The 24123-nt window shown below is 58.3% G+C and carries 15 protein-coding genes; 8 read left to right on the forward strand and 7 right to left on the reverse strand.

Annotated features, from left to right (window positions below; translation table 11 throughout):
- Nucleotides 1–65: 65 nt before the first annotated feature.
- A complete protein-coding gene (locus HPC62_RS18060) occupies nt 66–626 on the reverse strand; it encodes a hypothetical protein (protein ID WP_172357891.1) in 561 nt (186 codons plus the stop codon).
- A gap of 692 nt (nt 627–1318) precedes the next feature.
- A complete protein-coding gene (locus HPC62_RS18065) occupies nt 1319–2302 on the reverse strand; it encodes an RNA polymerase sigma factor, RpoD/SigA family (protein ID WP_172357893.1) in 984 nt (327 codons plus the stop codon).
- A 1064-nt stretch (nt 2303–3366) separates the two neighbouring features.
- On the opposite strand from HPC62_RS18065, the gene HPC62_RS18070 reads away from it, so the two are divergent.
- Nucleotides 3367–4041 carry a Uma2 family endonuclease gene (locus tag HPC62_RS18070; RefSeq protein ID WP_172357895.1) on the forward strand — a complete coding sequence of 225 codons (675 nt, stop codon included), beginning with the start codon at nt 3367–3369 and terminating at the stop codon, nt 4039–4041.
- On the opposite strand, the gene HPC62_RS18075 is transcribed toward HPC62_RS18070, so the two are convergent.
- The gene (locus tag HPC62_RS18075) at nt 4030–5745 is read right to left on the reverse strand and encodes a helicase HerA domain-containing protein (RefSeq protein WP_172357897.1); all 1716 of its coding nucleotides are present in this window, start codon (nt 5743–5745) and stop codon (nt 4030–4032) included. The two genes, HPC62_RS18070 and HPC62_RS18075, sit on opposite strands and share 12 nt — an antisense overlap.
- A gap of 422 nt (nt 5746–6167) precedes the next feature.
- Between HPC62_RS18075 and psaX the strand changes: the two genes are divergently transcribed.
- Nucleotides 6168–6287, forward strand: coding sequence for a photosystem I protein PsaX (gene psaX / locus HPC62_RS18080; RefSeq protein ID WP_172357899.1), 120 nt, complete (start codon nt 6168–6170; stop codon nt 6285–6287).
- Nucleotides 6288–6739: 452 nt separating this feature from the next.
- A complete protein-coding gene (locus HPC62_RS18085; RefSeq protein WP_172357901.1) occupies nt 6740–8098 on the forward strand; it encodes an aminopeptidase P family protein in 1359 nt (452 codons plus the stop codon).
- 24 nt (nt 8099–8122) lie between these two features.
- Here HPC62_RS18085 and HPC62_RS18090 read toward each other — a convergent pair whose 3' ends face one another.
- The gene (locus HPC62_RS18090; RefSeq protein ID WP_172357903.1) at nt 8123–13000 is read right to left on the reverse strand and encodes a translocation/assembly module TamB domain-containing protein; all 4878 of its coding nucleotides are present in this window, start codon (nt 12998–13000) and stop codon (nt 8123–8125) included.
- 333 nt (nt 13001–13333) lie between these two features.
- Here HPC62_RS18090 and HPC62_RS18095 point away from each other — a divergent pair, with 333 nt between their 5' ends.
- Nucleotides 13334–13450: a photosystem II reaction center protein I gene (locus HPC62_RS18095; protein WP_068509295.1), complete on the forward strand. Its 117-nt coding sequence runs from the start codon at nt 13334–13336 to the stop codon at nt 13448–13450.
- A gap of 179 nt (nt 13451–13629) precedes the next feature.
- Here the strand turns inward: HPC62_RS18095 and HPC62_RS18100 are convergent, their stop codons facing one another.
- Nucleotides 13630–13776 (reverse strand): hypothetical protein, encoded by a 147-nt coding sequence (locus HPC62_RS18100; RefSeq protein WP_172357905.1) that lies wholly within the window; start codon nt 13774–13776, stop codon nt 13630–13632.
- Nucleotides 13777–13925: 149 nt separating this feature from the next.
- Here HPC62_RS18100 and HPC62_RS18105 point away from each other — a divergent pair, with 149 nt between their 5' ends.
- The 4 genes from HPC62_RS18105 to HPC62_RS18120 all read left to right on the forward strand — a co-directional run bounded on the left by HPC62_RS18105 (nt 13926) and on the right by HPC62_RS18120 (nt 21404).
- On the forward strand, nt 13926–16877 hold the full coding sequence (locus HPC62_RS18105; protein WP_172357907.1) for a DUF3769 domain-containing protein: 2952 nt from the start codon (nt 13926–13928) through the stop codon (nt 16875–16877).
- A gap of 428 nt (nt 16878–17305) precedes the next feature.
- Nucleotides 17306–19087 carry a pyruvate kinase gene (pyk, locus tag HPC62_RS18110; protein ID WP_172357909.1) on the forward strand — a complete coding sequence of 594 codons (1782 nt, stop codon included), beginning with the start codon at nt 17306–17308 and terminating at the stop codon, nt 19085–19087.
- Nucleotides 19088–19153: 66 nt separating this feature from the next.
- Nucleotides 19154–20530 carry an HlyD family type I secretion periplasmic adaptor subunit gene (locus HPC62_RS18115; RefSeq protein ID WP_172357911.1) on the forward strand — a complete coding sequence of 459 codons (1377 nt, stop codon included), beginning with the start codon at nt 19154–19156 and terminating at the stop codon, nt 20528–20530.
- 169 nt (nt 20531–20699) lie between these two features.
- Nucleotides 20700–21404 carry an N-acetylmannosamine-6-phosphate 2-epimerase gene (locus HPC62_RS18120; RefSeq protein WP_172359029.1) on the forward strand — a complete coding sequence of 235 codons (705 nt, stop codon included), beginning with the start codon at nt 20700–20702 and terminating at the stop codon, nt 21402–21404.
- Nucleotides 21405–21455: 51 nt separating this feature from the next.
- Here the strand turns inward: HPC62_RS18120 and HPC62_RS18125 are convergent, their stop codons facing one another.
- Together HPC62_RS18125 and HPC62_RS18130 are read right to left on the reverse strand one after the other, a co-directional pair.
- On the reverse strand, nt 21456–22643 hold the full coding sequence (locus tag HPC62_RS18125) for a hybrid sensor histidine kinase/response regulator (RefSeq protein WP_225910572.1): 1188 nt from the start codon (nt 22641–22643) through the stop codon (nt 21456–21458).
- A gap of 115 nt (nt 22644–22758) precedes the next feature.
- Complete coding sequence (locus HPC62_RS18130) at nt 22759–23196, reverse strand: response regulator (RefSeq protein ID WP_068509283.1); 438 nt, start codon at nt 23194–23196, stop codon at nt 22759–22761.
- Between the last annotated feature and the right edge of the window lie 927 nt (nt 23197–24123).

A 24123-nucleotide genomic window follows, 5' to 3' on the forward strand; every position in this document is an offset into this window, starting at 1 on the left:
AGAAGAACGAAGAACGAAAAAACCATTCTTCCCTCTTCGTTCTTCTCTTTTCGTTCTTCTTTTTTCTAATTCACACGCTCAGGGCTAATCTTGCAGGTGTTGAGAATGCGCTGGTCGTTTTCGCTCAGTGCAGAAAGCTGGTGAAATCCTTCCAGGTTCAGAGGGGCGATCGCCTCTCCGCCTGTCGCCGCGACCGACGCATTCGCTTGAAGCGCCACCGAGTAGGGATGAACCGTTTGCTCGTAGGAATCAATCACGTTTAGCGCTAGTTCCTGGGCTTGCACCTCGCCATAAAAGCAATCAAAGGAGGAATGGGGCATATAGAACGCGCCTACCACTTGATTCTCGCTGACTTCAAACACCATGTAGGCGGAGCCAAGCTGGTCGGGCTGCTGAGACTGTCCATACAAATAAACGCCATTGGGAAACCGCTGGCTAATTGCACCTTCCAAGCGGGCAACCGTTGCAGCGCTTGCTTGCGTCAGCCGGGATGCTTCGAGACCATGGGCTGGAGCCAGTGCCGCAGCCGCCAGTCCTAATGTTAAAAACAGCGCCGTAAAGGGCTTTTCAAAACGATTCCAAAGGGACTGCGACGTTTGGGGGAAACGGTTAGTCAAGTTCAGCATTGGCAGTCCTCCTTCACAAAACTAAAGATTAGATAGAAGATTTACAATTAGAAATTCGCTCTATAGTTCGCTGCCTATTTTGCTGCCTAGATAGAGCTTACGAGCTTCGATTTAACGCTTTGGATGGGCTTCACAACTCTTGAAGAAAAGGGGGCTAATTTCGAGAGTTTGAAACGTCCACCGTCTCTCCGAACAGCTACACCGCCAAGGATTCAAATTCCAGATTTCGCTTCAAAAAATTGCAAAACTTTTTAGAAAAGTTCACTACTGAACATTTTTAGAAGCCGCGCCGGAAGTCTTGAGTGAAGCCTAGCCCAGTCCACAGGATGATGAGATCGAGCCTGGGAATGAGATGACGGAAGCTGTGCGTAACCTTGCGAGAGAATCTGAACCGCTGAACCGCTATGGCCTTACTTTATAGAGCGAGAGTAGGAGGCAAATCACCCGATTCGCTCACCCAAGTAGGTGATCTTAATCACCGCTTGCTGGGGCATTCATACAGCAAAACATGCAGCAAAAAATGATGACCCTGAGGCAGCGCAGAAGGCTTAGAAAAAAACCTCCTCGTCTGACCCTCACATCATCACCTATGAAATAGAGGTGGAGGGGGTATGCACCGCTCCACCTCTATTCATCCCATGCATCCAGTTAAACAAACGGGAAGAAAGGACAGTTTGACGAACTGGCTGGAATTAACTGGCCAAATATCCACGAACGTTGACTTTGCGGCGACGCAGGTGATCCAGCGCCTGCCGCTCAAGCTGACGCACGCGCTCACGGCTGATGTTCATCCGCTGCCCCACTTTTGCCAGCGATAGCTCATTGCCGTCTTCTAGCCCAAACCGCAGCACCAGCACCTCCCGCTGCTGAGGCGTTAGCTCCGCCAACAGGTTTTGGATGTCTTGCCGCAGCGATTCCTGCACTGTGAAGGTTTCAGGCGATGCGCCGTCGTCTTCTAGCAGGTCTTGCAGTTCGGTGTCCTGGTTGTCGCCGACTTTGAGATCTAGCGACACGGGCTGACGCGCCATCAGCAAGAATTCACGGATTTGTCCTGGCTCTAGCTCCAGTGCTGCGGCGATGTCTGCGGGCGTAGGCGCACGGCCCAATTCCTGCGTCAGTTCGCGCTGCACCTTTTTGATCTTGTTGAGCTTTTCGGTGATGTGGATGGGCAGGCGGATGGTGCGGGCCTGCTGGGCGATCGCCCGCGTAATGGCCTGACGAATCCACCAGTAGGCGTAGGTCGAAAACTTGTAGCCCCGCGTGGGGTCAAATTTCTCCACGCCGCGCTCCAGACCCAGCGTGCCCTCCTGGATCAGATCCAGGAATTCCAGGTTGCGCTTCTGATACTTCTTGGCGATCGCCACCACCAGGCGCAGGTTCGCCTCAATCATCTTTTGCTTTGCCCGCTGACCCACGCGCAGGGCTTGGCTCAACTCGGCTTCCGTCAGATTGACCTCGGCTGCCCACTCTGCCAGCGAAGGCTCCCGCTCCAGCTTGTTGGCCAGAGCCTCTTTCGCCTCCAGGAGTGCCATCATCTGCTGCACCTGCTTGCCATAGACAATCTCCTGCTCATGGGTCAGCAGCGGCACCCGACCAATTTCGTGCAGATAGGTTCGCACCATATCTGCGGTAAACAGCGGTTTCGTCGTTTTAGCTGTGGTGTTTGCGGTTGCCATGAATGCGAGACTCCGTTGAACAATCTTGAATCGAACAGGAAACGTAAACTGGATGGTTCAGACGCTCTACTAGCCCCAGCAAAGAAGCAAAGAATAGAGAGACTAACTTATGAGCCAGCTTCTAGTGCAGTTTCTAGACCTGGAAACCGCCTTATGAAGAGGCTTGACTATACCCACTGAGGAAACCAGTGGAACGATGTTGGGGCTGGCGAACAAGTCCGAAGTAGGAATTGAAAATCCGAACGAAAGAAGCGACGCTCAGACGAAAACAGGTGAGGCAAAAACAGGTGAGATCTCTAAACCACTGCCTGGGTGCGTCTCTCTGGACGACTCTCTATTAACCAACCCAGGGCAGCTTAAAAACAGCTTAGACGCAAGTTGAATGTAGATACTACTACGACTAGCGGCATTCTTCAGGAAAGTAGTAACTCTTTCTTAAGACCAATAGACCAATACTCTTGGCAGTCAAAACTGGCAGTCAAACCAATGGTCAAAGCGCTAACAGATTGAACGTGGCGCTGAAAGCCCAGGACAGAGAGCCAAAAAGCGAAACTAGAGTAGAAGTAGACAGACGATAGAGGTATCACAAAAGCGAAGTCGTTATGAGTTCACTCTTGTATGAAGACTATAATACAAGTTTAGGCTTCCGTAAAGGGTTGGTCATTCATCCAAACGGGTGAACTTTGCAGGTGAACGGCGAGAGGACGGCGTGGCGCTTTCAGGTGAAGAGCTTTCAGGTGAAGAATCGTGAGCGGCTTTCGTAAGAACCTTTGACATCAAACCTTTAACATTAACAAAGGACGGAGAAATCAAAACAAATGTTCACCGTGTCTCCCTATCATCTAGCGATTTATGGAGAGATCAGGTTCGGCTAGTACGGGGGGAAAACCGAACTCCCTGGATAGGGCTGGATTGGAGCGAGACAGCGTAGATCAGTCGATCATCAGTAGGTCGATTATCAGTAGATCAATGGGTTAAAGAGGCAGACCAAACAGGCTAGTTTCAACGGGGTGATTTTGATGGTCGAGGTGTGGGTTTAGGAGGGTGAGGTGCAGGAGGGTGAGATGCAGACCGTGAGCAGTGCAGAAACGGCGATCGCCCGCCCACCCGTCCTGGGCGAAAAGCGCGTCACCTTGCGCGGGCTAACGTGGGACGGCTATCTGCAAATTTTGGATGCCCTGCCCCAGAGCCGCGCCGCCCGCCTTACCTATGATCAGGGAACCCTCGAAATCACGATGCCGCTGGAAGATCACGAATTTTCGCTAAGGCTGATCGAACTGTTTATAAGAATCTTGGTGGTGGAATTGGGCATGAAGATCAAGACCATGGGTTCCACCACCATGAATCGGGAAGACCTGAATCGCGGATCAGAACCCGACTGCGCCTACTACATTCAGCATCAGCCGCAGGTTGCCGGCCGCAAGGTTAACTTTGCCACCGACCCGCCGCCCGATCTGGTGGTGGAAGTAGACATCACCCACACCGACATTGACAAAAATCGCTTCTATGCCAGCCTCGGCGTGCCAGAGTTTTGGCGATACAACGGGCGCGAGTGGCGGATTTACCACCTGCAAGCGGGCGAGTATGTTGAGCAGAGCCACAGTCCTACCTTTGGCTGGGTGGAAAAAGACGACCTCTACCGCTTTTTGGAGCAGGCGCAGCAGGACGAAGTGGAGGCAGAATTGACGCTGCGGGCCTGGGCGAGGGAGAAGGTGGCTGCGCTGCGATCAGAAGCCTAGATCAGCCTTGGCCGTCTCCGAAACGCGGAACACGGCGGCATCGGGCATTTCCTCCCAGGCGGTTTCGCCAATTTCGGCGTAGAAAGTTTCGTCGTAGGGGCGAGTGCGAACCACGACGGGCATCGGCACGGCGTGCCCCAAAATTAGCGCCTGCTGTTTGGAATCGAGCTTCGCCAGGACAGACCGCAGCGCCTGCCCACCAGACACGCCCGTAAAAATTGCGTCGATGTCTTTTTCGTCATTCAAGAGGGCTGTGATGCGCGTGCCGATCTGCGACATCACCTCGTTGTCGATGCCCGACGGGCGCTGATCCACCACCAGCAGCGTCACGAAATACTTCCGCATTTCACGGGCGATCGTGCCAAAGATGGTCTGCCGGACGGTGGCCGGATCGAGAAACCGGTGCGCCTCTTCGATGGTGATGACGAGCTGGTGGGGGCGATCGCCCGGATTCTTCGTCTGCAAGAAGCGCTCCGCCTTTAGCACGTAGCTGGCGTGGATGCGTCGCGCAATGATGTTCGTCGCCAGCATATAGGACAGCATGTTCGACTGGGAGCCAAACTCCACGACCACATGCTTGCCCGCCTCCAGCGCCTCTAGCACCTGCCCCACATAGTTATGCGGACAAGCGGGACGCAGATATTTCAAATCATCCAGCCGGGTCAGCTTGCGCTGGAGCGCCATAATCGACGCTGGGCTGCCCATCTTCACCTGGCAAAACTCCTGAATCTCCTCATTGCTCATCGACAGCAGGCGAGAAATCCAGGCTTTGCCAAACTCATTGCGGAGAATAATGGCGTTTTCTAGCGCTGCCTCCGAGACGTTCAGTTCGCCGCGCACCAGCGCCAGGTCTTCTACCTCGATCTGGTCATAGCTGATGAATAGCTCTTGGGCATCGCGCACGCCCCGCCGCTGGGTCGATTGGGGATCGAGCGTGAAGATTTTTACCTGCCCCGGAAACAACTGCCGCAGCCCCTTCACCATCGACACGCGAGACTTGGAGCCGCCCTCGCTGGTGGCCTCCCAGCCGTATTCCGAGTGCATATCGAAAATCAGGTTCACCGCTGCCCGCTTGCGAATAATGCCCGACAGCAGCAGCCGCGTCAGGAAGGATTTGCCCGTGCCCGACTTGCCAAATACACCGTTGCTGCGCTCCACAAATCGATCCAGATCGATGCAAATGGGCACGTCCATATCAATCGGCTGCCCCACGGAAAAATTGCGCCGATGGGGGTCGTCTTCCCAGCCAAAGACGGCGCGAAAGTCGCGATCGCTCGCGTCGAACACCTGGCTAAAGTGGCTGGGAATGGTTTTGACGGGCAATAGCTCGATGGCGCTGGTGTTGGCTTGGAGAGGGCTGGTTTTGGATTTTGGATTTTGGATTTTGGATGGGGCGCTCTGTTCATCGGTGGGGGTGAACATCAGCATCGGCGACAGGTTGATGGTGCCGTAGGTGCCGCTGCCTGCTAGAACTTCTTGCAAAAAGGTGTTGCTGGGGTCGGGCGGGTTGGAGACAATGCGGGGGTTGGTGGTTCCCAGAGAGACATCGGTGAGCATACAAAAGAAGCGCGATCGCCGCCCCTGCACCACCAGAAACTTGCCCACGCGCATGTCTTCGACCGACACATCTGCGTGTAGCCGCACCTCTAGCCCCTGGCTGAGGGAGCCTTGAATCACAGACCCCAATGGATTTTCCAATTCCATACGCTAATTCCGTAACCCGTTCGCACTAGCATTCACGCTCAGTAATTTGCAAGATAATTTGCAGGGTGATTTGCAAGCTTTTGCGGGCGTATTGCAAAGATGTACCGAGCTTTTTGGTTTCGTAATACATACGTTCTTAATGCCATAATACACACGTTCTCAGGATTTTCTATAGTACATGCGTTTTGCTGTGCAAACGATTTGGGGCGTGCTTGGACGGAACTGGGGTTTGGGAAAAAGATGGCTGCCCTCTAGCTGCCCTCTAATTTGTCCCCCTGATTCTTGTCCCCCTGATTCGTCCTCCTGATTTGTCCCCCTATTTGTAATGTTTCGTTTTGCCAAGCGGAGGGTTATCAAGTCCCCCGCTGTGGTTAATAATGAACGATTAGATTCTCTGCTGTTTATCGCTGTTAGGAATTGCCATGACTTCTAAATCCAAACCCGCCAGCAAACCTCCCTATACCTTCCGCGCCGGTTGGGCCCTGCTGCTGCTCGGCATCAACTTTGTGGTGGCGGCCTACTACTTCGGCGTTTTGAAGTAATCCGTCAAACAGCTTTGCCCAGTGTGTATGCCCGGTGGATGCCAAGTGTGTATGTCCGGTGTGTATCCCAGAGTCCAGGCCCAGAGTCCAGGACTAGTGTTCATGTCCAGTGTCCAGGCTGTCCCTCTGTCTTGCGGGCTAGCAGCATTTCGGGACACGTTTCAGGATTGATTTCAGGACGCATTCAGGGCGCATTCGGGACGCATTCAGGACGCATTTAGGTCATACTCAGGACATACTTAGGACACATTCAGGACACATTCAGAACAACTAAATCTTTGCAACAGCGAGAGTTCTGCCCTGCGGAGTTCTCGCTGTCTTACTTTTGGGTCGGCTTTGTGCCTTTCGGGCCGACTTTGTGCAGAACTTTTGGGTGGGGCGATCGCCCGACCGGGGGCAAAAAATGCTTGAATCAGGGTGTATTTTAGGTGTATTTTATCTGTCTCTGAATCATGCAAGCCGAATTCCTGCAAGCTGAGTCCGCGTCTGGTTCTCCATCCCTTGCGGCAGCGCTGCGCCAGCGGCGACAGAGGCTTGCGACCCTGATTTCTGTTCCCGTGGTGCTGTGGTCGGGGCAGAGTCCCTCGCGCAATTTTCCGGCGAATTCCTACCCGTTTCGCGCCAGCAGCCATTTTCTGTACTTCGCGGGGTTGAACTTACCCAAGGCGGCGATCGCCCTCCAGGGTTCCCACCTGACGCTGTTCTGGGACGAGCCAACCCCCGCCGAGGTGCTGTGGCACGGGCCTGGCCCGACGCGATCGCAGCTTGCGGAACAGATCGGCGCGGATGACGCACGGCCCCTGGCCGACCTGGAGCAGTATTGTGCAGGCGCGGCGACGATTGCAGTGCAGGATAGCACCACGCGGCAACAGCAAGAGAAGCTCTTGGGGCGATCGCTCGTTGCCCCCAAGTTGGCACAGGAGCCGGATCGGGCCCTGGTGGGGGCGATCGCCCAGGTGCGGCTCTGTCACGATGACCTGGCGCTGGCAGAAATGCGGCGGGCGGCCCAGGTGACGCGGCGGGCCCACGCGGCAGGCAGGGCCGCAACCGCAACGGCCACCACCGAAGCCGAGGTGCGGGCGGCCATGGAGCAGGTGATCCTGGCGGCGGATATGACCCCTGCCTACAGCAGCATCGTCACCGTACATGGGGAGGTGCTGCACAACTGCCACTATGGACATAGGCTGGAGCCAGGGGATTTGCTGCTGGCCGATGTGGGAGCCGAAACGCCCCTGGGCTGGGCAGCGGACATGACGCGCACCTGGCCGGTGTCGGGGCAGTTTTCGCCCACCCAGTGCGATATTTACGACATTGTGCAAGCGGCCCATGACCGCTGCATCGAGGCGATCGCCCCTGGGGTGGAATACCGCGAGATTCACCTGCTGGCGGCGCGAGTGCTGGCTGAAGGACTGGTGAGCCTGGGCATTTTGTGCGGTGCGCCAGAGGAACTGGTCGAGCAAGATGCCCACGCGCTGTTTTTCCCGCATGGCGTGGGGCATCTCTTGGGGCTGGATGTCCACGATATGGAAGACTTGGGCGACCTCGCGGGTTATGAGCCGGGGCGGACGAGGAGCGATCGCTTCGGGCTATGCTATCTGCGGCTCGATCGTCCCCTGCGGCCGGGCATGGTGGTGACGGTGGAACCCGGCTTTTACCAAATTCCGGCCCTGCTGCAAGACCCAGAAAAGCGCGATCGCTATTCCGCCCTGGTGAATTGGGATCGTCTGGCAGGGTTTGCTGATGTGCGCGGCATTCGCATTGAGGATGACGTTTTGGTTACTGCTACAGGAGTTGAGGTGCTGACGGAGTGACGAAGGGTTCCTAGCCCAACGCTGCTAAAACCGCGTCTCAAATTCCAGAATCGCCCCGGTTCCGCCATCGGTGTCGATGTAGCTGCGGATTAGGAACTGGTCGTTGATGCGATAGCGCAGGTTGAACTGCACAGGCGCATCGGCCGTCAGGATCGCCAGCACAGAGCCGGAGAGGTCAGTGCCAAACAGGTCAATCCCCGCTTCGGCGGCGAGTTCGAGGGTGGTGCTGGAGGCGTTTTCGGAGGGCAGCAGCGTGGGGAACAGCCGGAAATCCGACAGTCCCAGCACTTCGCTGATGACACCCTGGATGCCAGGGAGCAGGGCGGAACCTGCTAGGTTGGCGATCGCCAGCGTACTGTCGCCCTGCCCAAAGGTATTGATAAAGCCGCCGCCAATCAGCGCAATAATTTCGCTGTCGCTGCGGGCGGGGCTGCTGGTTAGCGCAAACGTGTCTGACCCGGTGAGGAATCCATCCAGCATTTCGCTGGCATAGCCGTCTACTGTGGCGATGACCCGCACATTACTGAGGCTGCCCAAGTCTGTCACCAGGGTTTCGTTAATCTCGGCGGCTCCGCTAGAGGTCGTGATCGGTGTGCGGGTCACCTCTGGTACTGAGGCCACAAGCTGCACTTGCAGGTAAGGATCGAGTCCCCGCTGCGGCGTAAATTCGGCGGTGTTGTTGTAGCCCCGCACCAAGTTGAATTGCGTGGTGAATAGGTTGACGATGCCCCGACGAACTTGCAGTTCTCCCTCTGGACGGGGGGCCCGGACGGTGCCGTTGACCCGCAGTTCGCCCGCCACCAGAAAGTCCAGCAGCGGGTCGAGTGTAATTCGCAACCCGCGCCCCAGGCTCAATCGCAGGTTATCAAACCGGGGCGGAATGGTGATGTCATTAGGGTCAATGGGATCGTCTTCGGGCGGTGGCGCGTCGCCGCTGAGCAACTGGACGCGACCGTTGGTGAGCGCAATGTCGCCCCCAATTACCGGCGCAAGGGCGGTTCCGGTAACTTGCACTGCGCCATCGACCCCACCGCTATACAGGCCCTTCAGATTCAGCACGACCTGATTAAGGCTGACTGTCAGTGGCTGGTTGACGGTTGTTTCGCTTTGTGGAAAATCATTGGGGTCAAAAATCGGCAAGATGCCCTCTGCAACCACTTCTCCCTGGCGGAACTGGCCGCGAATGCCTTCCACATCCACAAAGCTGGTGTTGAACTGGGCGCGGCCGGTGATGTTGGTCAGGGGTTCTGGCAGGGCGGGTGCGGTCATCGAGGCTCCGTTAAACTCGGCCGCGCCCGTCACCAGCGGCGCACTCAGCGTGCCCGTAATGTCCAAGTTGATATCCGCCTCGCCGCCGGCCCAGGCCACCTGGTTGGTAAACAGGCTGAGCAGTTCCAAGCCTTCGTTTTTGACGGAGAGGTTGATGGCGATCGCCTCGCTGTCGGGCGATACGTCCATGAAATCGAAGGCGTAGGGAATATCGGCCCGCAGGCGCAGGGGTTCTGTTTCGTTGACGCTCATTTGCCCGATGATCCGCGCTCGCGCATCGTCGTAGCTGAAGAGCGCCCTGGCATCTCGAACGGACTGCTGCTGAATCTTGGCATCGAACAAGCTCACTTCGCCGCGCACCTCTGGATCGCCAAGGCTGCCCTGCAAAAAGGCGTTACCATTCACCCGACCCGTGATGCTAATAGGCAACCGCACGATGTCCTGAAGGGGTGTGATATCCACCGACTGCGCCTGAAGCTGGCCCGAAATCTCGTCTGCGCCAAACTGCCCGTTAAAACTGAGGAAGGCTTCGTCCGACCCCAGCCGCAGCGGTAACAGTTCCAGAACCCCATCCTGGAGCGTACCCTGGGCGATCACCTGCTGCGCGTTAAACTCGCCCCATTGCCAGTTTTCTCCCGCCAGGTTGAAGTCTGCGGTCACGCCCGACCGCACTGAACCAGACAGGTTCAGTGTGGCTTCAAAGTTGCCTTGCAGTTCTGCCAGCCGAGGCAGAGGATTGGCGGCTTCGTCCTGCTGTTTTTGTAGATCCAGCAGCGCCAGGATCTCGGAATAGCGCTGGAGTTGCTGGTAAATGGGGCGATCGCCCGTTTGTATGGGCACGGTGGCCAGGTCGGTGGACTGGGCCGTGGGCGGCTGCCGGAAGCCTCGCGCCACGTCGTCGAAGTCATACCAGCGCAGGGTATTCAGCACGTCCTGAATGCGGGCGTTGTCGGTTTCCAGGGTCGCCTCGAACTGCGGGTCGTCGCCCAGCGTTGCGCTGCCGTTCACTGCGACCGTGCTGTAGGGCTGATCCAGGGGCGGCCGCTCGGTGGGCAATGCCAGTGCCAGCAGCCCGTCCTCTAGCTCGATCCGGTCGTTGCGGTAGGTGATGCGCCCGCTGAACTGGTCGGCAAATAGGTAGCCAATGGCAGGGCGGACGATGGTGAGATTGCCTTCGGTGGCGTAGGTGTCGAGGTTTACGTCAGCGCTGGCGGTGATCGTGCCCGTGACCGGGCCCAGCCCCAAGTCGGCTGCCGGGGTGAGGGCAAACCAGTCTAGGGGCAGGTTTTCTAATGTGGTGACCAGCGTGCGATTGCGCCTCGTTCCTGCTGCCCGCGCCCCGTCATGCACCAGCAGAAACGAGCGCGGCAGATAGTTGCCATCCAGATCGAGCGAAATCTGGTCGCGGCGGCCCGTCAGGTCAGCCCGCACGCCCTGACCCATTGCAAACTGCACCGGCCCGGCCAGGCGCGGATCAAACTGGCGCTGGTTAATGGCCAGCCCGTTGAGCGCCAGCAGTCCGTTCACATTCGGCGCAGCAGGCGTGCCCGACACCCGACCGGAAAAGTCCGTCCGCCCAGCCACACGCACCTGGGGCGGCAAGGTGACAGGCAGTCGATTCAGGTCAAAGTCCTGCACCTCCAGCGCCAGGTCAAAGCTAGAGATTTCCGGCGTGTTGCCTGTGGTCTGTGCAAAGACTGTGCCATTGGCGCGGAAGCCCGGAGCCGCCGCCCGATTCAGCACAAGGCGATCGCCCAGCCAGCGAAAATCTGCCGTCAGTGGCCCCGTTAGCAGCGACACGCCCTGCGACAGCCGCACATCGCCCTCTGCCCGAATGCCCGCCAGCGTCGGATCGGCCAGCGTGCCTGCCAGCCGCACCGTGCCATCCAGCGTGCCCGCCAGCTCCGGCGAAAACGGCCGCAGCCCCACCCCCTGGCTCCGCACCACGGCCTGCCAGCGATCGCCCACCAGGTCGCCCTCCGCACTCACGCGCCCGCCCGCGACCTCCAGCGTCGTGTTTTGCAGCCGCAGATTCTCGCCCGCAATCAGCAGTTCCCCCCGTGCTGGGTAGGTCGCCTCCGCCGCCTGCCATTGAATCGCCGTGCGGAGTGCATTAGACGGCCCCTCTACCTGCGCGGTTGCATTAACCCGTCCTAGCACGATTTCTGGCGGCAGCGTTGCGCCGTAGGTTCGCGCCAGGGCATCGGCGGGCAGATTTCGCGCCTGGACTCGCGCCTGCACGGTCGCCTCCTCGCCCAGCCCCAGCACGCCGCCCCCCGTCACCACGCCACCGCCCGGAAGCTGCGCCACCAGATCCGTCAAATCAACCCGCTCCTTCACCAGCGAAAAGCGGGCACTGAGGCGAGCAATGGCAACTTTGTCAATTAGCAGGGGGCGACTGCTGCGAACCATGCCCGCCACAATCGGCCCATCGGGCGGCCCCGTCACCGTCACATCGGCATCAAAGGCCCCAGCAAGGGTGATCGGGGTCGCTACGTCTGCCGTTTCTTCGATCTGGCGAAAATCCACGTTGCGGACGCGAGTGGACAGGTTGTAGCCCTCACGCAGGTCATAGGTTCCTTCTACTTCAACGGGAATCGTGCCGTAGGTAACGCGCCCGTCTTCGATAGTGATCAGCCGATTGCGAAACCGCAGTTGGGCCCCGGCCTGGGTAATGCGCTTGGGCACATCGGCGATCGCCACTGCCACATCGGCAAACCGGGCCGTCCCGTTCAGCCCCGTCACCGTGTCGTCGGCAAACCGGAGTTCCAGGTTAGAAGACAGCCGTCCGTCCTCTAGCGCCACGGGCATCGCCAGCAGCGCCCCCACATCCTGCACGGCAATGCCATCGGACTGCACCACCAAATTCAGCCGAAAATCGGGCACAGTGATCCCTTCGCCCCGCAGCCGCAGCGCCCCACCCCGGCCAGGATTTCCAGTGACATCAAAGCGAATATTTTGCCCTTCCAGCCTCACCCCGCTGGCATCGGTAGCCTCGATGGAGTCCAGGTTTACCTCGCCGTTGACCTGTTGCAGCCGCACCGATAAGTCCGAATCAGGCTGCACCCCCGGCTTTTCCGCCTCGATCATCAGTTGCGCCGAGGGAGCCACGGTCACCGTACCGTCTGCGATCAATAGCTGCCGCAGCTCAACCTTCAGCGGGGGGTCGTCCTCGCTTTCGGCCAGTTCAATGGCGATCCACTTGCCGTCGTCGGTCTGGTCGAGAAAAATGTCGGGGTTTTGCAGGGTCAGCACCAGCCCCAGACGACGCTGGAGCAGATCCAGGAGGTTAAACCGGGCGCGGACTTGCTGCACCGTAGCGCGATCGCCATCGGTCTCCGTTGGCGGCAAGACTGATTCGCCAAACACAATCTCGCCCTGGCCGCGCCAGTTGAGCGCAAGGCCTTGCAGCGGGCCCACCTGAACGGGGCGGTTGATCGTCTCACTCAGCGTAGTAGACAGCAGCGGAGCTAGGTCGTTTCGCAAAAAACTTCGCACCCACAGCGTTCCGCCCACGCTGCCTGCCAGAGCGACCAGCCCCAACCCCAGGGCAACGGGTCGCCAGGCCAGGCGGAGACGACGACGGGGCGGACGAGGCGGCTGCGGCGCGGCGGGTGGCTCAGGTGAATTCACGATGACAGCAGGACGCTTTCAAAGAGTAGGTTCACTAAGACTTTAGCCCAGATGCTTCGATTGAGCCTATGGCGGCCAAAAGGATTTATTGAACGGGATTTTGCCCTGCTCAGAGAGTCCCTGAAATGGGGGCAAAGCGGGTGCCAAAGCGGATGCCAAAGCTGGCAAACGGAGGCGGGCGATTCGCGAAGCGATCCCTGCGGGAATCGCCCAACACTCCCAACTGCCTTCTGGAAAAAACCGGGTAAAAGTTGCGCTCACCCTAGGTCGAAAAAGGGGACATCGTTTCGATATGATAATGGAGCTTGTTTTTGAAACCCTGCTAGAGTATCCATGCTGACGCTTAAAGTGATTGTTTATATCGTCGTGCTGTTCTTCATCAGCCTGTTCGTGTTTGGCTTCCTGTCCAACGACCCCTCGCGCAACCCCAACCGCCGAGATCTCGAATAGTTCTCGAATATTTTTTGTCTAAACAACCCTCCGCCCCCAGCCGCGGCAGGGCACTTAATCGTGGGAAGCGTCGTCAAGCGTCGTGACTGACCCCCAGGGCTGCTCGCACTCAGGGCTGCTTGCCTGACCTGATGGTTTGACTTAGTTTTAGCTGCGTATGCCCGTCCCGGTTCCGCCCCCTAGCTTCCCGCCTCCCCCTGCTGCGATTGTCGATATTGCACCTGCTGCCCCGGTTCAGGAGCGCGATCGCCCATCCGCTGATGCACCTGCGATCGCATCTGATTCGCGTCCCCTGCCAGAGCTAGGTTCAGGGGTTCGGTGGTCACCCCGGTCAAAGTCTACAAGCGCCGGAACAGCCCCATCGACCGCTGAAGTTACGCCCAAAGAGTTTACGCCCGAAGGATCTGCGCTTGGAGGATCTGCGCCTGGAGGATCTACGCCTGGAGGATCTACGCCCGGATCAACAGTCGAGCCGATGAGCGCATCATCGCCTGGGTCGGTTGCGGATGTGGCTTCACGATTCCGCACCCCAGGAGCCAGCGCCTCGCCGACTCGTCCCGCCCGACAATGGCTGCAAACTCGTCAGGACGGGATAGCTGGTAATTCCCACAGGGATCGCTTTGTGAATCGCCCCGCTGCTCCTGTCGCTGCTGTCGAGCCAGCCGATCCTGTCTCTGGGGCGCAGTCCGTTCCCACATCGAATCAGGGAAGCGATCTGGGCCGCCGTTCGGTTTCGTCGGGCGATTCCCGCAGAGATCGCTTCACGACTCGTCCCGCTCGTCTAAGTGGCCGTCTGCCTGCCACGCCGCCGCCTCTGCCTGCCGTTGCTAATGCCCAGTCCGCCGCGTCCCTGGGTGTGCCGCTGTCGGTTAACGTCGCCCCAACAGTCGCTCCAGGGGCAGACGGCACAGTGACGCTTCCTGTTGTGGAATCTGGTTCTGGTTTAGCATCCGTCCCAGAATACCTTCCCGCGCTGACACCGGGGACTCTGCTAGCCGCACCGCCTTCCGACACGACGATATTCCGCTCTGCACCGCCGCACCTGGCTGATGACTGGCGACTGTTGGGAGAACCCTGGCAGCCGATTGAATCGCCCGTTGCATCCCTACAGCCTGCGATTACGCGGTCCTCGCTGTCGTTTTGCCCCTCAACCCTGAGCGCCGAGGCGATTGGGGGAAGGGAAATGGGGCTGATGGAGGGCGATTCGCGGAGCGATCCCTGCGGGAATCGCCCCCTGTCTGTCCCTGCCGAGCGCCAGCTTCCCAGCCAGACCTGGGCTGTTTCCAGCAATCCCATTCCTTTGCTTGCAGCGCTTTCTAGCCGCAGCGACGCAAGTATCGTTGCCCAGGCTCCTCCCCCGTCGAACCAACCCCTCAATCCAGACAGCGCCCCAAACCTGCCCGCGCCCATCCCGTTTCCAGAAACCCTGGAGCAAGACCCCGATTCGGGTCGGCAAATTCTGCTGATTCCGCCCCCAGACGACGGGCCCGACCCGGCGACCCCGCCGCCAGACGGAGAGGCTCCGGTCGATGCGCCGGTTGCTTCCCCGTCGCCGCCTGCTTCTCCCAGCCCTTCTCCTAGTCCTGCTGCGACGGATTCAGCAACGCCCACCAGCCTGACTGATCTGGTGGAAATTCGGGGCGATCGCCAAGATTTTGACACCCTGCGCGAGGTCTTCTCCGCCGAAGGCAATGTAGAAATGCGTTTCCGGCGGGCAGTGCTGACGGCAGATCGGGTGCAGGTGAATTTGCAAAATCGCATTGCGGTGGCCGAGGGCAATGTGCAACTGGTGCGGGGGGCCCAGATTCTTCAGGGCGATCGCCTCGTCTACAACTTTGTGCAAAGCGAAGGCACGGTGGACGGAGCTAGGGGCGAAATCTTCTTGCCCTCCAGCGGTACGGATCTCACCCTGCTATCGCCGCTGGAAGAAGCCGCTGCGGGCGCTGAACGACCTCGCCCCACGCCTCGTCCTCCGGGTGCGCCCCCTGTTTCCAGTCCCGGCGGCATCCTGGTAGAAGTGGGGGCCAACCTGGATCAGGGGTTGGCGCTCACGGGGCAGCGCGAAGGCGAGCTCACCCGCTTTCGCTTCGAGGCCGAATCTATCGAGTTTTTTCCCGACGGCTGGGTCGCCCAAAATGTGCGCCTTACCAATGACCCCTTTTCGCCGCCCGAACTGGAACTCCGCACCCCCGAACTCACCTATACCCAGTTCAACCCGCTCCAGGCGGAGGTTCGCGCCCGCAATCCCCGGCTCGTGTTCGACCAGCGCTTCAGCCTGCCCTTTTTGCAGAACCGGGTGGTGATCGACAATCGCCGCCGCCAGCCGCCCCTGCTTCGGTTGGGCTATGACGAAGAGGTGGGCGGGCTATTTGTGCAAGCGCCGCTGACGGTGATCAACCAACCCCGCGTGCAGTTTGTGCTTGCGCCCGCAATTCTGCTTCAGCGGGCCGTTACAGACAACAACTTTAATTTCTTTGATCCCAGCAGTATTGGGCTGTTGGCGCAGTTGGATGCCACCCTCGGCCCCTCCACGTCGCTGGTGGGCACGGCGACCTTTGGCACGCTCGATTTGGGCGACTTAGAAAACAAGGTGCGGGGCAGTCTGCGGCTGCGGCAGCAGGTGGGCATTCACCAACTGACGCTGGAATATAGCTACCGCGATCGCCTGTTTAACGGCACCCTTGGGTTTCAGAACGTGCAGAGCAGCCTGGGTGCTGTTTTTTCTTCCCCCAACATTCCGCTGGGCAGTTCACGTATCAACCTCAACTATCAATTCAGCGCCCAGCTAATCAACGCCAACACCGATCGCGAGGACTTGCTCGATCCCCCCCTGGAGCGCCGCAATAGCCGCGTCACGCTGGGTCGATTTCAGGCCAGTGCGGGGCTAACGCGGGCCTTTTTACTGTGGTCTGCGCCGCCCCTGCCGCCCACTGCTGAAGGAGGACTGCGCTATTCGCCCACGCCCATTGTTCCCAACCTCGTCGCGGTCGTCGGGTTGCGCGGCACTACTGCCTATTACACTAGCGAAGATAGCCAGAGCAGCCTGACGGCCTTTGCCAGCCTCCAGGGGCAGTTTGGCCGGTTCTCCCGGAATTTTCTGGACTACACCCGCTTCAACGTCACCTACTCTAATGCGATTGTGGAGGGGGAATCTCCGTTTCGATTTGACCGGATTGCTGATCCTCAGGTTCTGTCCTTTGGGCTCCTGCAACAAATCTACGGGCCGATTCGAGCAGGCTTTCAAACGTCAATTAACCTTGACAAGCGGGAAGGTTTTGACACGACTTTTTTCCTGGAATATAGTCGCCGCACGTATTCCATCATTCTGCGGGTCAACCCCGACCGAGAGGTGGGATCGCTGGGTATTCGGATTAACGACTTTAACTGGACGAATCCGCCGGAACCGTTTTCGGGGCAGCCTCAGTAGAAGGGGGAAGAGGGAAGAGGGAAGAGGGAAGAACGAAGAGCGAGTTTTTGGGGGAGGCTTTAATTGCTTTGAGAGGACTCGTCTTAAGGGAAGTTTGCTTTGGGAGAACCTGTGTTTGGGCGATCGCCCCTGGGTGGCTGACCTGGCAAATTTGGGAGGCGGCTCTGAGAAATCTTGATCGGAGATGATTACATTTACCCTAAATTATGGAAGGGCCGGGCCCAAAGCAGTTTAGCTAAGAATAGGAGCGAAACGAGGGGAACAGTCGAAGGGCACTATTCCAGGGGGCGATCGCCACGCTTGACACTGCCCCTTGCACGCCGGACCTCACGCCAGATTTGGCCGCCAGCGACCAGCCCTGCCCGCTCCTCCAGCTTCCGTGCCGAGAGTTTGTGTCCTGAGTATCCCTTGAGAGAGTTCGAGAACCCATGCAACCGCATCAACACCTGCGTCGTACCAAGATTGTCGCCACGATTGGCCCTGCCACCAGCAGCCCCGAAGTTCTACGCAGCCTGATTGAAGCGGGAGCCACCACGCTGCGCCTAAACTTTTCCCACGGCACCCACGAAGACCACCAGCGCAATATCCGCACCATTCGCCAGGTGTCGTTTGAACTCAACCAGCCCGTGGGCATTTTGCAAGATTTGCAGGGCCCCAAGATTCGCCTGGGAAAATTTGAGCAGGGCCCCATCACGCTGAAAAAAGGCGATCCCTACATCCTCACCAGTCGCCCCCTCCTCGGCACTCAGGATATTAGCTCCGTGACCTACGAGCCGCTGGCAGACGAAGTGCCCGTCGGCGCGACGATTTTGCTGGACGATGGGCGAGTCGAAATGCGGGTGGAAGCAGTAGACCTCGACCAGCGCGAACTGCATTGCCGCGTGGTGGTGGGCGGCGTGCTGTCGAACAACAAGGGCGTGAATTTCCCCGGCGTGTATCTGTCGATCAAAGCGCTGACCGACAAAGACAAGACTGACCTGATGTTTGGGCTGGATCAGGGCGTGGATTGGATCGCCCTCAGCTTTGTCCGCAATCCGCAGGACATTCTGGAAATCAAAGAAATTATTTCCAGCGCCGGGAAAGACGTGCCCGTAATTGCCAAGATCGAAAAGCACGAGGCGATTGAGCAGATGGAGGCGGTGCTGTCGATTTGCGATGGCGTGATGGTGGCGCGGGGCGACCTGGGCGTAGAGTTGCCCGCCGAGGAAGTGCCGATTTTGCAGAAGCGGCTGATTGCCACGGCGAATCGTTTCGGGATTCCTGTAATCACCGCTACCCAGATGCTCGACAGCATGGTGAGCAATCCCCGTGCTACCCGCGCCGAAATTTCGGATGTGGCGAATGCGATTTTGGACGGCACGGATGCGGTTATGCTGTCCAATGAAACGGCGGTGGGCAAGTTTCCGGTAGAGGCCGTCGAGACAATGGCGCGGATTGCGGTGCAGATTGAGCAAAATCTGGCGATCGCCCGCAACGTGGACAGCAACTCTGGCGGACACTCCATTCCCAATGCCATCAGCCAGGCCGTCGGGCGCATTGCGGAACAGCTCCAGGCCGCTGCCATCATGACCCTGACAAAAACGGGAGCCACTGCCCGCAATGTGTCGAAATATCGCCCTGGCACGCCCATCCTGGCCGTCACGCCCCACGTCGATGTGGCGCGGCAGTTGCAATTGGTTTGGGGCGTGCGGCCGCTGCTGGTGCTAAACCTGCCCTCAACGGGGCAAACCTTCCAGGCCGCGCTCAACGTCGCCCAGGAAAAAAACTTTCTCAAAGAAGGCGATCTCGTCGTCATGACGGCGGGAACCCTACAGGGAGTATCCGGTTCTACTGATTTGATCAAGGTCGAAGTGGTGACTGCGGTGCTGGGGCGCGGCATCGGCATTGGGCAGGGGCTAATCAGCGGCCGCGCCCGCGTTGCCCGCAGCAGCAAAGAAGTAAGCAACTTCAACCCTGGTGAAATTCTGGTTGTGCCCAACACTGGAGCCGAATACCTGGATGCCATCCGCAAAGCCGCAGGCATCGTCACTGAGGACGACAGCCTTACAGGCCACGCCTCCGTGATCGGTCTCCGCCTGGGCATTCCCGTCATCGTCGGGGTCAAGGATGCCGCTCAGGTGATCCGCGACGGCACGTTGCTGACCCTGGATATCCAGCGTGGACTGGTTTATTCCGGTTCGCTAAATGGGCAAGCTGATCCGGGGTTGTAGGCTCCGATCCCTGCCCTACCCTCCCATCTGCCTTAGCGTCCCAACCCTCCCCCATCATCCACTCCTATGATCCAGCCCATCTCTCCGGCCCAGGCGCGACAGGCACGGCAGCAGTTTGCCACGCCAGAAGATTACCTGTCCTATGAGTTGGGAAAGGCGGTGCAAGAGTTGCCGCCGCTGTATACGCGGTTGCTGGCGGGAACGCTGTCGGCGCTGGTGTTGGGGGCGATCGCCTGGGCCCATTTCAGCAAGGTAGATGAGGTGGCAACGGCGCAGGGGGCGCTGATCCCCGCGCAGCAGATTCGCCCAATTCAGGCGCTCCAGGGCGGCAAGATTGAGAACATTCTGGTGAAGGAGGGCGATCGCGTCGAGCGGGGCGACGTGCTGCTGGAGCAATCGACCGAGGTGAGCCAGGCCGAAATTGACCGACTGCGGGAAGCCGCGACGCTGATTCGTCAGGACATTGCACGACTGGAGGCCGAGCGCACAGGGCAGGCGCAAACGGGGGTCGCCCTGCAAGATCAACTGCTGGCCGCACGGCGGCGCGAGTTTGAGGGGCGGCGGGCGGCGGCGGAGGCCGAGGCCCAGGGACAACAGGCGGCGATCGCCGAGTCTCGCGCCCGCCTAGCCCGATTGCAAGAAAACCTGAGCAGCGCCCGTGCCAGCTTGGCCAATGCCGAAGAACGAGAGCGCAGCCTGCGGCCCTTGGTAGAACCTGGCACAGGAGCCGTTCCCCGGTTTGACTATTTGGAGGCGAAGGATCGGCTAACCCAGGCGCAAGATCAAATCGCCTCACTCCAGCAAGAAATCGTGGCACAGACCCAGGCCATCCGACGAGCAGAGGAAGCCTATCGCAGCGCCCGCCAGGCCGCCGACCGCCTCAGCTCCGAACGCCAGAGCGAGATTCTGGCGCAGCTCAACCAGCGGCGCGAAGAACTAGCGACGGTTGAGGGACAACTCGCCCAGGCGACCCGCGCCCAGGAACAAGATACCGTCCGCGCCCCCGTGACGGGCACGGTTTACAACCTCCAGGTGACGCTGGCAGAAGGCACCGTGCAACCCGGCAAAGAACTGATGTCTATCCTGCCGGAGGACAGCGAACTGCTGCTAGAGGTGCAAATTCTGAACCGGGATATCGGTTTTATTGCGCCAGGGATGCGGGCCAAGGTGAAGCTGGCCACCTTCCCGTATCAGGAATTTGGCACGATTGAGGGGGAAGTGGTGCAGATTAGCCCCAATGCCACCATCGACCGGGAGCTTGGCCCGGTGTTCCCAGCGACGATTCGCCTGAGCCGGACTCAGGTGGCCGTGTATGGACAACTGGTAGACCTGACCCCAGGCATGGCGGGCGTAGCGGAAATCGTGACCCGTCAGCGGACGATTCTCACCTTCTTGATTGAGCCGATTACGCGCCGGTTTGATGAGGCGTTTCAGACGCGGTAGGGTTTACAAGCGTCGGTCGCACAAGCGGCATCCGAAGGGTCGGTCGCACAAGGCGATGGGGGTGCCAAGTGACCCTTTGCCACAAGTCGCACAAGCGGCATCCAAAGAGTCGGTCGCACGAGCGGCATCAGAAGAGGAGAAGAAGTGCAGACGTGATGGGGGGCAGGGAATGGGTGCAGGTTCGGGGATAGAGGCGCTGCGGGGCGGACTGGTGGTGTCGTGTCAGGCTCCGGCCGATTCGCCACTGCACGAGCCAAGCGTGATTGCGGCGATCGCCCTTGCGTCACAAAACCAGGGAGCCGTCGGGGTTCGCATCGACACGCCCGCCCATGTCGCCGCCGTGCGCCAGCGGGTGCAGGTTCCCATTATTGGTCTGTGGAAGCGTCAATTAGACGGCTGTGATGTGTACATCACGCCCCAGTTTCAGCACGCAGCGGCGATCGCCCAGGCAGGAGCCGACATCATCGCCATTGATGCCACGCTGCGTCCCCGTCCCGACGGAGAAACGGTGGCAAGCCTGATCCAAAAAATTCACGCCGACCTGGGCAAACCCGTAATGGCAGATGTGGATACGCTGGAAAGCGCGATCGCCGCTGCTGCCGCCGGAGCCGATCTGGTGGGCACAACGCTCTACGGCTACACGGCCGAGACGCGCCACCTAAAGCCACCGGGCTTTGACCTGCTCAGCCAACTGTGCAAAACGCTATCGATCCCCGCAATCTGTGAAGGAGGTATCGCCTCCCCCGCAATGGCTCGAACAGCCCTCGACCTCGGCGCGTTTTCGGTCGTCGTGGGCACGGCAATCACTGGCATTGATTTGCAGGTCAAAGCCTATTGTGAGGAGCTAAGGCGGGATAGCGCAGCAGAGTGCTGAGCCTTTTAGGGACGTTTCTGATTTCTGATAAGGGACGCTCCTAGCGAAGCTTCACCGTTTCTCTAGTAGCCACACGCTGAAGACGCTCCCCTGCCCCAGCGTCGAATGGACGGCGATCGCCCCACCATGCGCTTCCACAATTCGCCGCGATAGGTATAGCCCCAGCCCGCTGCCCGCCCGCTTGTGGTTGCCCTGGCGATAGCGCTCAAACAGAATACTCTGATCGTCAGGCGGAATGCCCGGCCCCGTGTCTTGCACTTCCACCAAGACCTGGCGAGGGGCATTGCCGTTGGCGGCAGAGGCTTCTGCATCGGCAACGACCCGGCTAAGACGCACGGTCACCGATCCCCTGTCGGTGAACTTAATGGCGTTGCCGAGCAGGTTTATAAACAGGCGGCGCAGTTCCAGGCGATCGCCCATCACCACCCCACCGCCCTCTGTGCCATCCACCATCTCCAAAGCAAGCTGCTTGTCCTGCGCCCAGGGCATCAGTTCCTGGCACACCTCGCGCAAAATCTCCGGCAGGTGGCACGGGTCAAACAGCATGGTCTTCTCGCCCGCATCGTGGCGATAGACTTCCAGCAGCGTGTTGACCATTTGCAGCAGGTTTTGGTTGCTGCGGATCATAATGGCGATCGCGTCGTTCATTTCTGGCGTAATCGAACCAAAGGCATCCTGCTGGAATAGCTTCAGCATTCGGTCGGCGGCCACCAGCGGTGTTCGCAAATCGTGGGTCAAGCGCGAAACAAAGTCTTCCCGCTGGCGGGCAAGCTGCTCTCGCTGACGCTTGGCTAGCTCGGCCTCCTGCTCTGCCTGATGAATTCGGAGGGCGTTGCGGAGAATACGCGCCAGCACCTCTGGCGACACTTTCGACTTGGGCAGATAGTCTGACGCGCCGGCCTTCATTAGCTCCACGGCAATTTCTTCGTCGCCCTGCCCTGTCAGCACGATCAGCGGCGTTTTGTCGCCCCGCCCTCGCACATCCTGCACGACCGCCAGCCCGTCCCGATCGGGTAGGCGATAATCCAAAAACACGCAGTCATAGGTGCGTTCCTGGAGTGCGGCGATCGCCGCTGCATAGTCCCCCGCCTCGGTCAGGATCATGTTGATGCCTGCATTTCGGAGCGATCGCCGCACGGCCATCCGGTCAATCTCGTCGTCATCCACCACCAGCAAAGACAATGGGGCATCCAGTAGACTGCTCTGCCGTAGAGCATCCGTTGCAGCATTCAAAGACATGATTCACGCGCCTCTCAATTGAGGGAGGGTCAGTTTATGAATTATGAAGATGCCAAAGAATCAGCTAGAGGCATCAGCTAGCAGAGTCCTTAGACCGTCTGTAAAGCGCCGCTGACTAGGGCAACTCGCACAGCATCCAATAGCGATTGAGCGTGGCCATTGTTTCAGCAAAATTGGTGAACGTAACAGGCTTCAAAATATAACCCGCCACATTGAGATTGTAAGCTTCAACCCGATCCTTATCCTGATTGGAAGTCGTCAACACGATGACCGGTGTTTTTCTTAATTCTGGATCAGTTCTCAACTCGTGTAAGAACTCGATCCCGCTCATTTTAGGCATATTTAGATCCAGCAAAATGAGCCGACGAGTCGGCGGCACGATGGCTGGATTGCCCCCCTCGCTTCGCAGCATTGAAAGGGCTTCGATTCCATTCGTCGCAACGTACAGCGGATTGGTGATGTTGTTTTTCTTGAACGCTCGACGGACGTTCATGACATCCACTTCGTCATCTTCTACGAGGAGAATGTTGATAACACGCTCTTGGACTTGCATAGCTCGTGACACACTAAACTAACTTTCAGAACTCTCTAGATCTTTCTATTCAAAAGTCTTTTAACAGAAGTGAAATAACAGAAGTGAAACTCATTGCAAAACCGCAAATCTACAAATACAATTTCGTAAAATAATCTGAAAGTGGACTAACCCCTTTTGGGTTTTTAGAAAAGCCTCTTTTTATAAAAAACTTCTAACTTGAACCCATCTCGCTACTCTGATCAGGCTTTGACAGACCAAAGATTTCGACAGGTTTTGACATAGTAAAGCCTGGATACCCAGCCCCTTCTAGCCTATCGCCCTCTCCATCGCCCTCTAAGAACCTGAAGAACGTTGAAGCTTTGAGAACTTTGAGAACTTTGACTAAACCTTTTTGACTAAACCTTACTGAACTAGTAGTTTAATGCCTGACCCACCTCCCCAAAGCCTGAGAAATCCGTTAATTTCCTAAACTTTTGACGAATTTAGCCAGTATAAGAAGGGATTTGAATTAGCAGCACTCTATCTCTAACCTGTAGGCAAGTCAGGCTAGTGAGGAGCGATCGCCATTCATGCGCGACTCGGAATAAACTCGATATCGCATCGCCCTCTCATCATTAAGCACTCCATCATTCAGCAACCCGCCATATCAGCTCTCCGTCACGCTATTAGCGGGCATTTCCGAACTCTGCTGAAAACTGCTGCACATCCGGGGGCAATGCGACTGCTGCGGAGGGCACAGCGATCAAGAGCAGCACAGTCTTACCTCAGAAGGTTTGCGCTTTTGGAAAACCAGTGCAACCTAGGGGTAGAGCCGCACCAGCCACCAGCAGCAAGCCTTTACTACCATAGCTAAATTTTATATAAGCGATGATATCTCTGCCGTCATCCTAGAGTTAGAGTTTTTTGTTTATGAAGGGACAGTCTCCAGATGCACCTGCAATTGCC

It is taken from the genome of Thermoleptolyngbya sichuanensis A183 (genome assembly GCF_013177315.1).
GTDB lineage: Bacteria > Cyanobacteriota > Cyanobacteriia > Elainellales > Elainellaceae > Thermoleptolyngbya > Thermoleptolyngbya sichuanensis.